Source organism: Rhodosalinus sp. FB01 (assembly GCF_041365715.1).
Lineage (GTDB): Bacteria > Pseudomonadota > Alphaproteobacteria > Rhodobacterales > Rhodobacteraceae > Rhodosalinus.
In genome coordinates, this window is record NZ_JBGFSH010000004.1 from 247,344 (window position 1) to 260,043 (window position 12,700).

The 12,700-nt window shown below is 70.4% G+C and carries 14 protein-coding genes and 1 other RNA gene; 4 read left to right on the forward strand and 11 right to left on the reverse strand.

Translation table 11 applies throughout. The annotated features are described in order from the left end of the window. Positions 1-109: 109 nt before the first annotated feature. Positions 110-1,012: a DMT family transporter gene (locus AB6A65_RS08200; RefSeq protein WP_371037884.1), complete on the forward strand. Its 903-nt coding sequence runs from the start codon at positions 110-112 to the stop codon at positions 1,010-1,012. On the opposite strand, the gene AB6A65_RS08205 is transcribed toward AB6A65_RS08200, so the two are convergent. The 7 genes from AB6A65_RS08205 to AB6A65_RS08235 all read right to left on the reverse strand — a co-directional run bounded on the left by AB6A65_RS08205 (position 987) and on the right by AB6A65_RS08235 (position 7,829). Further along, on the reverse strand, positions 987-2,702 hold the full coding sequence (locus AB6A65_RS08205; protein WP_371037978.1) for an SLC13 family permease: 1,716 nt from the start codon (positions 2,700-2,702) through the stop codon (positions 987-989). The two genes, AB6A65_RS08200 and AB6A65_RS08205, sit on opposite strands and share 26 nt — an antisense overlap. 85 nt (positions 2,703-2,787) lie before the next feature. Next, positions 2,788-3,720, reverse strand: a complete 933-nt coding sequence (locus AB6A65_RS08210; RefSeq protein ID WP_371037979.1) for a DMT family transporter — start codon at positions 3,718-3,720, stop codon at positions 2,788-2,790. A 2-nt stretch (positions 3,721-3,722) separates the two neighbouring features. Then, entirely contained in the window at positions 3,723-4,535 is an 813-nt protein-coding gene (locus tag AB6A65_RS08215; RefSeq protein WP_371037885.1) for a YmdB family metallophosphoesterase, read from the reverse strand. 53 nt (positions 4,536-4,588) lie between these two features. After that, on the reverse strand, positions 4,589-5,146 hold the full coding sequence (locus AB6A65_RS08220; RefSeq protein ID WP_371037886.1) for a 5-formyltetrahydrofolate cyclo-ligase: 558 nt from the start codon (positions 5,144-5,146) through the stop codon (positions 4,589-4,591). Then, complete coding sequence (gene mgtE, locus AB6A65_RS08225) at positions 5,143-6,540, reverse strand: magnesium transporter (protein ID WP_371037887.1); 1,398 nt, start codon at positions 6,538-6,540, stop codon at positions 5,143-5,145. The genes AB6A65_RS08220 and mgtE overlap by 4 nt, the downstream gene beginning before the upstream one ends. A 71-nt stretch (positions 6,541-6,611) precedes the next feature. Beyond that, positions 6,612-7,439 (reverse strand): histidinol-phosphatase, encoded by an 828-nt coding sequence (gene hisN / locus AB6A65_RS08230; RefSeq protein WP_371037888.1) that lies wholly within the window; start codon positions 7,437-7,439, stop codon positions 6,612-6,614. A 6-nt stretch (positions 7,440-7,445) separates the two neighbouring features. Then, entirely contained in the window at positions 7,446-7,829 is a 384-nt protein-coding gene (locus tag AB6A65_RS08235) for a helix-turn-helix domain-containing protein (protein WP_371037889.1), read from the reverse strand. Positions 7,830-8,077: 248 nt separating this feature from the next. Between AB6A65_RS08235 and AB6A65_RS08240 the strand changes: the two genes are divergently transcribed. Beyond that, positions 8,078-9,052: an NADPH:quinone oxidoreductase family protein gene (locus tag AB6A65_RS08240; protein WP_371037980.1), complete on the forward strand. Its 975-nt coding sequence runs from the start codon at positions 8,078-8,080 to the stop codon at positions 9,050-9,052. Here AB6A65_RS08240 and AB6A65_RS08245 read toward each other — a convergent pair. Then, positions 9,049-9,900, reverse strand: a complete 852-nt coding sequence (locus AB6A65_RS08245) for a LysR family transcriptional regulator (protein WP_371037890.1) — start codon at positions 9,898-9,900, stop codon at positions 9,049-9,051. The genes AB6A65_RS08240 and AB6A65_RS08245 overlap by 4 nt on opposite strands. A 116-nt stretch (positions 9,901-10,016) precedes the next feature. On the opposite strand from AB6A65_RS08245, the gene AB6A65_RS08250 reads away from it, so the two are divergent. Together AB6A65_RS08250 and AB6A65_RS08255 are read left to right on the forward strand one after the other, a co-directional pair. Next, positions 10,017-10,226 carry a DUF1127 domain-containing protein gene (locus AB6A65_RS08250; protein WP_371037891.1) on the forward strand — a complete coding sequence of 70 codons (210 nt, stop codon included), beginning with the start codon at positions 10,017-10,019 and terminating at the stop codon, positions 10,224-10,226. A gap of 148 nt (positions 10,227-10,374) precedes the next feature. Further along, on the forward strand, positions 10,375-11,148 hold the full coding sequence (locus AB6A65_RS08255; protein ID WP_371037892.1) for a Bax inhibitor-1 family protein: 774 nt from the start codon (positions 10,375-10,377) through the stop codon (positions 11,146-11,148). A gap of 83 nt (positions 11,149-11,231) precedes the next feature. Here the strand turns inward: AB6A65_RS08255 and AB6A65_RS08260 are convergent, their stop codons facing one another. The 3 genes from AB6A65_RS08260 to rnpB all read right to left on the reverse strand — a co-directional run bounded on the left by AB6A65_RS08260 (position 11,232) and on the right by rnpB (position 12,692). Then, positions 11,232-11,921: a VIT1/CCC1 transporter family protein gene (locus AB6A65_RS08260; RefSeq protein WP_371037893.1), complete on the reverse strand. Its 690-nt coding sequence runs from the start codon at positions 11,919-11,921 to the stop codon at positions 11,232-11,234. Between the two features lie 94 nt (positions 11,922-12,015). Further along, the gene (gene rpmG / locus AB6A65_RS08265; protein ID WP_371037894.1) at positions 12,016-12,183 is read right to left on the reverse strand and encodes a 50S ribosomal protein L33; all 168 of its coding nucleotides are present in this window, start codon (positions 12,181-12,183) and stop codon (positions 12,016-12,018) included. A gap of 127 nt (positions 12,184-12,310) precedes the next feature. Then, an RNA gene (rnpB, locus tag AB6A65_RS08270) (RNase P RNA component class A) lies at positions 12,311-12,692 on the reverse strand. Between the last annotated feature and the right edge of the window lie 8 nt (positions 12,693-12,700).

A 12,700-nucleotide genomic window follows, 5' to 3' on the forward strand; every position in this document is an offset into this window, starting at 1 on the left:
GGCCGCGTGGGCGTTTCTGCCCGAAGACACATCGAAACGAAGGACGTCGTCCCATGGCCCAGATCTTGCTCACTCCCGCGACGCGCCCTCACGGGCCCGACGGCGCCGCATGACCTCGAGCGACTACGCCAAGGGGCTGGCGATCACGCTTGCGGGCGTGATCGTCATATCGCCCGACACCCTCCTCATCCGGCTGATCGACGCCGGGGCCTGGACGCAGACCTTCTGGCGCGGCACGCTGTCGGGCGCGCTGATCCTCGGCGTCTACCTCGCCCTGACCGGCGCGCGCGGACTGCGCAGCCTCCTGCGCGCCGGCCCCACCGGGCTGGGGATCGCGGTGGCCTACGGCATCGGCAACATCGCCTTCGTCTATTCCGCGACGAACACGCTCGTCGCCAACACGCTCTTCATCCTGTCCACCTCGCCCGTCTTCGCGGCCCTCATCGCCCGCTTCGTGCTGGGCGAGACGGTGGGCCGGCGCACCTGGATCACCATCGCCGCGACACTGGCCGGCATCGCCGTGATCGCGGCGGGCAGCGCGAAGGGCGGCGGCGCGACCGGGTCGCTTGCCGGCGACGCGGCGGCGCTCGTCGCGGCGGTCTGCCTCGCGGTCGTCTTCTCTCTCGCACGCGCCACGCGGAGTTCGGGCAGCGCGGTGCCGTTCACCGGGCTCGGCGCGCTCGCCGCGGGGCTTTTCGCGGGGCTCGTGGCGCCGGGCGTGGCCGTCCCCGCGCCCGACCGGATCTGGATGGCGGCCATGGGCCTTTTCGTGGTGCCGGTGGCTTTCGCCTGCCTCGCCACGGGCCCGCGCTACCTGCCCGCGGCGGATGTGAGCCTGATCATGCTGCTCGAGGCCATTCTCGGGCCCCTGCTCGTCTGGGCGGTCGTCGACGAGGCGCCTGGACCCTGGACACTCGCGGGCGGGGCGATGGTTCTCGGCGCGCTCGCCATCAGCAACTGGATCGGGCTGCGCCGGTCACGCCGGCTCAGAGCGGCCAGATCAGCGGGATGAGCGCCGAGGCGAGCATCCCCATGGTCAGGTTGAGCGGGATGCCCACCTTCAGGAAATCGGTGAAGCGATAGCCGCCCGGGCCGTAGACCATGGTGTTGGTCTGGTAGCCGATGGGCGTTGCGAAGCTGGCCGAGGCCGCGACCATCCCCGCCACGACGAGCGGGCGCGGGTCCACGCCCATCGCCTCGGCCAGGCCGATGGCGATCGGGGTCACCACCACCGCAACCGCGTTGTTGGAGACGAGCTCGGTCAGCACCGATGTCAGCAGGTAGACCGCCCAGACCACCAGCGGCGCGGGCAGGCCGTGAAGCCAGGGCGCCGCGGTCTCCACGATCAGCGCGACGGCGCCGGACGACTCCAGCGCCGCGCCGACCGCCAGCATCGAGAAGATCAGCGCCAGAAGCCGCCCGTCAACGAAGGAGAACGCCTCGTCCGCGTCGATGCAGCGCGTCAGCAGCACGAGCGCGACCGCCACGATCGCCAGCATGAGGATCGGCGCAAGACCGAACGCGGCAAGCGCCACGATACCGATCAGCGCCGCCACCGCGAGCGGCGCATGTCCGCGCCGGAAGGCGCGCGCCGAGGGGTGCGAGACATCGACGAGCCCCATGTCCTGCGCCAGCCGGTTGATGTCCTCGGGCGCCCCTTCCAGAAGAAGCGTGTCGCCCACCCGCACCACCAGGTCGTCGATCTTGCGGCCGATGTTCTGGTTCCTGCGGTGCACGGCGAGCGGGTAGACCCCGTAGCGCCGGCGCAGGCGCAGGTCGCCCAGCCGCCGACCGACCATGCGGGCGCCCGGGGTGATCAGCACCTCCACCGTCGTCGTCTCCTTGGCCGAGATCTGGTCGACGCGCCTGAGCGACTTGTTGTTCTGAAGGCTCAGAAGCTCGGTCATCTGGGTGCGCAGCACCACCCGGTCGCCGACCTGAAGCGTGACGCCCTCGAGATCGCGGCGCAGCGACTCGTCGCCCCGGATCACGTCGACGAGCCGCACGCCCTCGCGCTTGAAGAGCTGCACGCCGAGCACCTCGCGGCCGATCAGGTTCGATTCGGGCGGGATCACCGCCTCGGTGAAGAACTTCATCCGCGATCTGTCCGACAGCAGGTCGGCCAGGCTGCCGCGCTCGGGCAGCAGGCGCACTCCGAAGAGGCGAAGATAGATCATTCCCCACGTCACCAGCGCAAGGCCCAGCGGCGTGACCTCGAAGATGGTGAAGGGCGCAAGCCCCTGCGAGCGCGCGACCCCGTCCACCAGAAGGTTCGTCGAGGTGCCGATCAGCGTGAGCGTGCCGCCGAGGATGGCCGCGTAGGAGAGCGGGATCAGTAGCTTCGAGACCGGCAGCCCCATCGACCGGGCGAGTTGGACGAAGACCGGGATCATCACGACGACCACGGGCGTGTTCGACACCACCGCCGAGGCGGCGATCACGAAGGCCAGCAGCAGCGCGAGCGCGAGGCGCGGGCGGGTGGTGGCCTGCGCGGCGGCGAGCGACGTGAAGGCGTCGAGCGCGCCGGTGCGCACGAGGGCCCCCATGACGATGAACATCGCCGCGATGGTCCAGGGCGCGGGGTTCGAAAGAACGGCGAGCCCCGCGTCGTAGGGCAGGATGCCCGTGACGAGCAGGAAAGCCGCGCCGCCCAGCGCCACCACTTCGGTCGGGTAGACCTCGCGCACGAACAGCACGAACATCACGCCCACCGTGGCAAGCGCCACCGCCGCTTCGACGGACGGGCTGAGGTGCAGAAATTCGATCAATGACGGTCCCCGGCCGGCCTCAGGCGCGGCGGCCAGTCTGCTCCACCGGCAGCACCGGGGCAAGAGCCGCGCCGCGGGAGCGCGGCTGCACCAGAAAGAGGCCCACCATCATCAGCGCGAGCGCGCCCCAGACCCATCCCGAATAGCTTTCGCCCAGAATGAGCTTGGCCCAGATGATGCCCCAGAGCGTGACGAGATAGCTGACCTGCGCCGCGAAGACGGCCCCGGCGCGGCCCACCATCCACACATAGCCCGCGTAGACCCCGGCATGCACGACCGCGATCCCCGCCACGGCCAGGTCCCGCAGCTCCCAGGGCGGGCGCGGATCGATCCACTGGCCCGACCCGACGGCGAGCGGCAAGGCCAGCGCGCAGCCGATCACCGACGCGCCGAACAGCGTCTGGATGGCGTCCAGCCCCTCGGTGCCCCACCGGGCGACGTAATTGCCCTCGAGCGCGTAGAAGAAGGGCGCGACCAGCGCCACCGGCACCCAGAGGATCATCGCCGGATCGGGCAGGCTCGTCTCGGGCGCGACGAGAAGGACGACGCCGAGAAGCCCGGCGGAAAGCCCGGCGAGGCGCAGCCAGGACACGCGGTCGATCCCAAGCGCGAGGGCGACGGGAAAGGCGAACATCGGCACCAGCGAGATCAGGATCGAGATCACCCCCGCCGGCAGGTGCCCCGCGGCCTGGTAGCTCGCCGAGTTGGGCAGGATCGTCCCGATCAGCGCGACGAGCGCGTAAAGCCTCAGGTGGCGCGGCCCGAGCGGCAGCCGCCGCCCCCGCGCGAGGCAGAGCGCGCCCAGCGCCACGGCACCGATCGCGAGCTGCCAGAAGATCATCCCGAAATGCCGGTAGCCGCCCGTCACCGCGATCTTGGCCAGCGGCTGCGTCAGCCCCCACCCTGCCCCGAGAACGACCAGCGCGAGGACGAGGCCCACCCGCTCGGACATGGTCACGGGTGCGCCTCCGCGAGCCGCCCGCCGAGGCGCACCGCCGCGACGCGGGTGGCCGCGCCGGTCCGGTCGTTGGTCTCGACATAGGTGCCGCAGAGCGTGGCCTCCCCCTCGGCCGGCACGAACCGGCCCTTGCCCATGCCGGTGACGAAACGGCGCAGGGGCTCGGCGCGGTCCATGCCGATCACCGAGTTGTAGTCGCCGCACATGCCCGCGTCGGACTGGAAGGCGGTTCCGCCGGGCAGGATCTGGGCGTCGGCCGTGGGGACATGCGTGTGGCTTCCGACCACGAGGCTCGCGCGACCGTCGCAGAAATGGCCCATGCCCATCTTTTCCGACGTGGCCTCGCAATGGATATCCACGATCGCCGCCTGCACCATGCCGCCGCGCGGATGGGCGCGCAGCGTCGCGTCCACGGCCGAGAACGGGTCGTCGAAGGCGCGGTTCATGAACACCCGCCCGAGCGCCTGCGCGACGAGCACCTTCCGCCCGCCCCGCGCGGCGAAGACGCCCTGCCCGCGCCCCGGCGCGGTCTTGGCGTAGTTCAGCGGGCGGATGATGCGCGGCTCGGTCTCGATGAACCGAAGCATGTCCTTCTGGTCGAAGGCATGGTCGCCCAACGTGACCACGTCCGCCCCGGCATCGAGGAAGAGCTTCGCATGCGCGCCCGTGAGGCCCATGCCGTGGCTCGCGTTCTCGCCGTTCACCACGACGAAATCCAGCCGCCAGTCCTCGCGCAGCTTCGGCAGCCGCGCGGTCACCGCCTCCCGGCCGGCGCGGCCGACGACGTCTCCCAGGTAAAGCATCTTCATGCGTGTTGGGCCTAGGGCGGCATGGGCCGCTCGGCAAGGGCGAAACGCGGGTTTCAGACCTCGATGAGGCCCGCCTCGGTCACCACGAGGTCGAGCGGCTGGTCGGTCTCCTCCAGCGGCAGCGCCTCTGCCTCCTGCGCGGCGAAGGCGAAGCCCACCGCCAGCGTCGGCCGCGCCGCACGCAGGCGCGCGAGCGTCCGGTCGTAGAAACCGCCCCCGTAGCCCAGCCGCCCGCCCTTCCGGTCGAATGCCACCAGCGGCACGATCACGATACGGGGCTCGATCAGCTCCTCGTCCTGCGGCACCTCGGCGCCGAAGGGGCCCGGCACGAGCACGCAGCCCGGTCGCCAGCGCGAGAACACCAGCGGCCTCCCGGGGCCGCGGATCACCGGGACGCCGACCGGGCCATGGGCCGCGGCCTCGGCCATGGCGGGGCGCGGGTCTATCTCGGTCCGGATGGGCAGGTAGCCCGAGACGGCAACGCCCCGGTGACCGGCGAGAAAGGCCGAGAGATGCGCCGCCGCGTCCGGGCCCTGCGCCTCGAAGGCCGCCTTGCGGCGCGCGAAGGCCGCCGCGCGCGCGGCCCTCTTTTCTTCCTCGAGCGCGCTCACAGCAGCACCACGGTCGCCAGGCCGAGGAAGGCGAAGAAGCCGACGACATCGGTCACCGTGGTCACGAATGGCCCCGACGCGAGCGCCGGGTCGATGCCGAGCCGGTCCAGCAGGATCGGGATCGCGATCCCCGCCAGCGCGGCCGAGAGTTGCGTGAGCAGCATCGCCAGCGCGATCACGGCCGCGAGCATCGGCACCCCGAACCAGGCCGCCGCCACCCCCGCCATGAGCAGCCCGAAGAGCGCGCCGTTGAGCGCGCCCACCGACAGCTCGCGCCAGGCCACGCGCAAGGCGTTCTGCGAGGTCAGGTCGCGGGTGGCGATGGAGCGCACCGCCACCGTCATGGTCTGCGTGCCCGCATTGCCGCCCATCGAGGCCACGATGGGCATCAGCACGGCGAGCGCGACCATCTGCTCGATGGTATCGGCGAAAAGGTCGATCACCACGGAGGCGAAGATCGCCGTCAGAAGGTTCACGAAAAGCCAGGTGGCGCGGCCGCGCGCCGCCTCGAGCACCGTGTCGGCGAGGCTCGCCTCCTCGGTCACGCCGGCGAGGCGGAGGATGTCCTCCTCGTGCTCCTCGTCGAGGACCGCCATCGCGTCGTCGATGGTGATCACGCCGACGAGCCGTTCGTTCTCGTCCACCACCGGGGCCGAGATGAGGTGATACTGGTTGAAGGCGTAGGCCACGTCGCCCTCGTCCTGGGTGGCCGGGATCACGCGGAACGAGTCTTCCACGAGATCGCGCAGCGGCACGTTCCGGCGCGAGGACATGATCTTGCCCAGAGTGACGTTTCCGACGGGATGCAGCTTCGGATCCACGAGGATGACGTGGTAGAACTGCTCCGGCAGGTCTTCGCGCTCGCGCATGTGGTCGATCGACTGCCCCACCGTCCAGTGCTCGGGCGCCATCACGACCTCGCGCTGCATGAGACGCCCGGCCGACTGCTCGGGATAGGTGAGCGACTGCTGCACCGCCGCGCGCTCGGAGGCGGACAGCGCGCCCAGAAGCGCCTGCTGCTGGTCGGCCTCCATATCCTCCAGCAGGTCCACGACGTCGTCGCTGTCGAGGTCGCGCACGGCGTCGGCCAGCACCTCGGGACGCAGCAGCGCGATCACGTCCTCGCGGATGCTCTCCTCGAGTTCGCTGAGGATCTCGCCGTCGATCGCCGACCCGGCGAGCGCCACGAGGCGCCGGCGGTCGAACGGGTTGATCTGTTCGATCAGGTCCGCGATGTCGGCGGCGTGCAGCGGCTCCAGCAGGTCGGCGAGTTCGCCCGCGTCGTCGCGGTCGACGGCCTCGAGGACCGCTGCCACCTTGCGCCGGTCGAGAGCGTATGCGTCTTCGTCCTCGAGGTCCGCTTCGGGCTCGATCTGGTCCGTGTCGTCGTTCATGCCGCGCCCCTCCTGCCGATGGGCGGATATCTATGCGAAGCCGGTCGCAAGCGACAGGGGCCGGGCACCGATCAGGGCACCCGCGCGAGGATGTGCAGCGCGGCGGCGTGCACGTCGGCGTTGGCGGCGGCGAGCACGCGGCCGCCGCCATGCGCGGGGCCCCCGCGCCAGTCCGTGACGCATCCCCCGGCCGCCTCGATCACCGCGATGGGCGCGGCGATGTCGTAGGGTGCGAGCCCGGCCTCGATCACGAGGTCGACATGCCCCGCGGCCAGAAGCGCGTAGGCGTAGCAATCGAGGCCATAACGCACCAGCCGCACCTGCGCCGCCACGTCCGCAAAGCCCGCGCGCTCGTCCGCGCTGCCGATCTCGGGGAAGGTCGTCAGGAGGATCGCCTCGTCCAGGCTGCGGGTGGCGCGCGTGGCGAGGGTCCGGGCGCCGGCGGGGCCGGTCATGCGCGCCGCGCCGAACCCGCCCGCGAAACGCTCCCCGGTGTAGGGCTGGTCGATCACGCCGTAGACCGGCCCGCCCGCGTCGCAGAGCGCGATCAGCACCCCCCATGTCGGCGCGCCCACGATGAAGGCGCGCGTGCCGTCGATGGGATCGAGCATCCAGGTCAGGCCGCTCTCGCCCGCAACCTCGCCGAACTCCTCGCCGAGGATGGCGTCGCGGGGCCGGGCGCGGGCCAGATGCGCGCGCATCGCCGTCTCGGCGGCGCGGTCGGCCTCGGTGACCGGATCGTAGCCCCGGGCCGCCTTGTTGTCGGCGCCAAGCGCGGGATTTCGGAAATGGGGCAGCACGGCACGCCGGGCCGTCTCCGCGAGCGCGTCGGCGGGCGCGACGATCGCGGCCTGCTCGTCCTGCGGGAGGGGGGGGCGGCTGAGCCGGTCCGACGGCACCGCGGCTCAGACCACGTCGCCGAGAACGCGCGCCAACTCGAAGAGGCGCCGGCGCTGGTTCGCGGGGATGGCGTAGTAGGATCGCACGAGATCCAGCGCCTCCTTGTCGTCGAGCAGGCTGGCGGGCACGCCGCGCGACCGCGAGGCCGTTCCCCCGGACGTGTCGGCGCTGCCGTCAATCCCCTCGAAGAAAACGCTGACCGGCACGTCGAGCGCATCGGCGATGTCCCAGAGCCGGGACGCGCTGACGCGGTTCGCGCCGGTTTCGTATTTCTGGATCTGCTGGAACTTTATGCCGACGGCCTGCGCCAGTTGCTGCTGCGTCATGCCGATCAGCAAACGCCGCTGGCGGATCCGTCGGCCAACATGAACGTCAACGGGATGAACCATGAAAACCTCCGACAGGAAGGACCACTCGTCACAGTCTCGTCTGACCACCTCGCGGACCCGGCGCCTCGCTCGCACACGCGGGTCGTTCGAGGTGGATCACGGCCGGGACCGCGGATAGCGACGCGATATAGCAAATCCCGATTCTTGGAGGAGTCGTTTTTTTCTTGACGTTGGGTAAACCACAAGACGGCTTGCGAAGCGGCGGCAGGATCGAAAGGACGGGACACATGAGCGCAGACGACACCGAAATGCGCGCCTTCCGCGTCGAGGCGCAGGGCGCGACGCCCCGGCTCGTCCGGATCGCCCGGCCCCGGCCGGGTCCGGGCGAAGTGCTGGTGCGCATCTCGGCCTGCGGACTGAATTTCGCCGATCTGCTGATGCTGCGCGGCACCTACCAGGACATGCCCGACGCCCCCTTCACGCCGGGGATGGAGGTCGCGGGCCGCGTCGAGGCGCTCGGGCCCGGAACGCGCGGGCCCGCCCCCGGCACCCGCGTGGCCGTCTTCGGCGGCCATGGCGGGCTTGCCGAGTTGGGTTGCTTTCCGGCCGAGCGGGCGGTTCCCCTGCCCGGCTCGATGGACGACGTGACCGCGGCGGGCTTTCTCGTGGCCTACGGCACCAGCCACCTCGCGCTCGCGCGGCGCGCGCGGCTCGAACCGGGTGAAAGGCTGCTGGTGCTGGGCGCGGCCGGCGGCGTGGGGCTTACGGCGGTGGAGATCGGGGCGCTGATGGGCGCCGAGGTCGTCGCCTGCGCCCGCGGCGCCGACCGGCTGGAGATCGCGCGCCGCGCCGGCGCGGCGCATCTGTTGGACAGCGAGGCGGGCGAGCTGCGCGAGCGCGTGCACGCCCTGGGCGGCGCGGATGTCGTCTACGACCCGGTGGGCGGGCCGCTTTTCGCGGCGGCGCTGCGCGCCGCGCGGCCCGAGGCGCGGATCCTCTCGATCGGCTTCGCGAGCGGCGATATGCCCGAGATCCGCGCCAACCATCTGCTGGTCAAGAACCTGTCGGTGATGGGCTTCTACTGGGGCGGCTACTTCCGTTTCCGCCCCGAGGCGGTCACCGCGAGCCTCGCGGAACTCCTGCGCTGGCATGGCGAGGGACGGCTCGCCCCGCATGTCGGCCATGTCCTGCCGCTCTGCGAGGCGGGCGAGGCGCTGGAGCTTCTGCGCACGCGTCGCGCCACGGGCAAGGTCGTGGTGCGCATCGGCGACGCGCCGGGCTAGAGCCCGCCATACCCCTGCCGCAGGAGCGCGCAAAGCGCGTCGGCCACCTCGGGGGTCGCGGTCGGGTTCCGGTAAAGGTTGATCTTCTGCACGCCGAGATCGGGCAGCGTGCCCGGGGGCAGGCATTCCAGGTGCCCGGGCTCGGTGCCCTCGAGCATGGTCGTCACCGCGAGATCGGCACTCACCGTGGCCTCGATCGTGCGGTCGGAATCCGACTCCACCGCCATCTCCCAGGGGATGCCGGCCGCGTCGAGCCGCGCGATGTCGCCACGACGGAACGTGCAGTGGCGGCAATAGCCCAGCCGCAGCGGCCTCGACCGCGCCGCGCTGCCGCCCGGCGCGCCGACCCAGCGCAACGGAACCTCGCGCAGCGTCTCGGCGCCCGCGTCGGCCCGCGCCTCGGTCGTCAGGATCAAATCGCACGCGCCGCGCGCGAGCATGTCCTTCAGCATATCGGTGTAAAGCGACAGAAGCTGCACCTTCACGCGCGGGAAATCGGTGGCGAACCGGCGCAGCACCTGCGGGATCACCGGGTTCACGATGTCGAGCGGCACGCCGAGCACGATCTCGCCCTCGAACGCCTTGTGGGTCAGGCGGCTGAACGCCTCGTCATTGGTTTCCACCATGCGCCGCGCGTAGCCCAGAAGCTGCTCGCCCGCACCGGTCAGCGCGACCCCCCGGCCCGACCGTTCGAGGACGGCAAGGCCCAGAACCTCCTCGAGGCGCTTGAGCTGCATGGAGACGGCCGATTGCGTCAGGTTCAAAAGTCCCGCCGCCCGTGTCACGCCGCCGGTTTCGGCCACCGCGACGAAGGAGCGCAGAACGCCGATGTCCAGGTTCCGCATCAATCACCCCTGTTGATCTGATTATTCAAAAACATTCGTTTCCAATATTCTTTGGGCGCCCCTACATCAACCCTTGAAATCACACCGATCCCTTTGATCACGAAACAAGGATGACACTCATGCACTCCGAAACCACGCTGGGGCGTGCGCGTCCCGCCCCGCGCATCCGCCTGGCCCGGCTTGGCGACATGTTCGCACTCGCCCGTCAGCGCCGCGCGCTGGCCAAGCTCGACGCGAGCCGGCTGAGGGACATCGGCCTCACCCGCGACGAGGCGCTGGCGGAGGCCTGCCGCCCGATCTGGGACGTGCCGGCGTATTGGCGGCGCTGAAACGGGGCACGGCGTCGCATATCGCGCGATCCGGCACCGGAAAACCTTGAAAACTGCCCCTGTCCTACCGATATTCACCCTCAGGACCGCTGCCCGCGTGCATGCGGTTGCGTCTCAGCAGGGATCTTGGACGGAGGCTTGACGGAAAATGGCTGAATACAACACGATGCGGACTGCGACCGGTGTCCGCAGCACGGAAATCGACGCGGGGCTGCGCGCCCACATGAACAAGGTCTACGGCACCATGTCCGTGGGCATGCTCATCACCGCGCTGGCCGCCTGGGCGATTTCGGGTCTCGCGACGACGACCGAGCCGACGGGCGTCATGCTCCGCGAGGGCGAGTACCTGACCGGTCTCGGGCAGGCGATCTACATGTCGCCGCTGCGCTGGGTCATCATGCTCGCGCCGCTGGCATTCATCTTCTTCGGCTGGGGCTCGCTCCTGCGCCGCGCGCCCGCGGCGGCGGTACAGCTGGCCTTCTTCGGCTTCGCCGCACTGATCGGGCTGTCGCTCAGCTCGATCTTCCTGGTGTTCACGTCCTACTCGATCACGCAGACCTTCCTCGTGACCGCGATCGCCTTCGCGGGCCTCTCGCTCTGGGGCTACACCACGAAGCGGGACCTGTCGGGCTGGGGATCGTTCCTGGTGATGGGCGTGATCGGCCTGATCGTGGCCATGGTCATCAACATCTTCCTGCAGTCGCCCGCGATGATGTTCGCGATCTCGGCGCTCGGCGTGCTGATCTTCGCCGGCCTGACGGCGTTCCACACGCAGGAGATCAAGAGCACCTACGTCGCGCACGCCGCGCATGGCGATCAGGACTGGCTGGACAAGGCGGCCTATGACGGGGCGCTCGCGCTCTACATCAGCTTCCTGAACATGTTCCAGTTCCTGCTCATGTTCATGGGCCAGCAGGAATAAGCCCGATCGTTTAACGGAAACGCGCGAGGGGCCGGTCATCAGACCGGCCCCTTTTTCGTGCCGCGAGCGCGGCGGGACCGCCGTCACACCGCCATGTGGAAGATCCGCCCGACGCCCGCCGTGACCGCCATCGCCAGCCCACCCCAGAGCAGCACGCGGATCACCGCCCGTCCCACCGGCGCACCGCCCGCCAGGGCGCCCGCGGCGCCGAGAAGCGCCAGCGCGACAAGCGTCACCGCGGCCACCATGCCCAGCGCGGCACCGCCCTGAGGCGCGAGGACCGCGGCCCCAAGCGGCAGGCCGGCCCCGATCGCGAAGGCCGCCGCCGACGCCACGGCCGCACGCAATGGTTCGGGCGGCGCCGAATAGCTCAGGCCCAGTTCCTCGCGCGCATGGGCGTCGAGCGCGTCGTGATCGGTCATCTGCCGCGCGCCCTCCACCGCGAGATCCTCCGCCACGCCGCGCGCCTCGAGCCCGCCGGCAAGCTCTTCCAGCTCGTAGTCGGGATCCTGCGCCAGCGCGCGGCGTTCACGCTCGAGATCGGCGGCCTCCGAGTCCGACTGCGCGGCGACCGACACGTATTCGCCCGCCGCCATCGAGAACGCCCCCGCCGTAAGCCCCGCGAGGCCTGTCAACAGAACCGCGGGACGGTCCATGCCGGCCGCGAGCACGCCCACGAGAAGGCTCGCGGTCGAGACGATGCCGGCATTCGCGCCCAGCACCGCCGCGCGCAACCAGCCGGTCCGGGTGACGTAGTGACCTTCCTTCGGCATCGTTGTCTTTACTGCAACTCAATCGCGACGGGGCGGATACGAAAAGGGCCACGCGCGCGGCGTGGCCCCTGGTCTCTTCGGTGGTCGGCTCAGATCATTTGATCTTGCCTTCCTTGTATTCGACATGCTTGCGCGCCACCGGATCGAATTTCCGGATGGTGAACTTCTCGGTCATGGTGCGGGCGTTCTTCTTCGTGACGTAGAAATGCCCGGTCCCCGCCGTGGAGTTCAGGCGGATCTTGATGGTCGTCGGCTTCGCCATGGTCCTACTCCTGCAACGGAGGGCGAGCCCCCGTGGAATTCCTGAAGCCCGCCTTTTACCGGCGCGGCCTGTCGTGTCAACCGGAATCCCGGCGCCTGACGACAGCCGGGACATCGGGCCGGAAAACTTGCGCGGAGGGCCTGTAAGCCGGATTTTGTCCAGGGGCGCGAGCGCCCCCTGGATGGCCATTCATCTGGACGCGCGGTTGCCCGCGCGCCTCGAGCTGCCAACCCGGACCTCTGGGCCGAAGCGCGCCCTGCGGGGGATCGCCCCGCGCGAGGTCCCTATTCGGCATTGCTCCCGGTGGGGCTTGCCATGCGGCCGCCGTTGCCGGAGGCCCGGTGGGCTCTTACCCCACCGTTTCACCCTCACCCGCGTCGGACGCGGGCAGTCTGTTCTCTGTGGCGCTATCCGTCGGGTTGCCCCGCCCGGGCGTTACCCGGCACCGTCGCTTCCTGGAGTCCGGACTTTCCTCGACCCCGAGGGGCCGCGGCCATCCGGCCCTCCGCGCCACGCG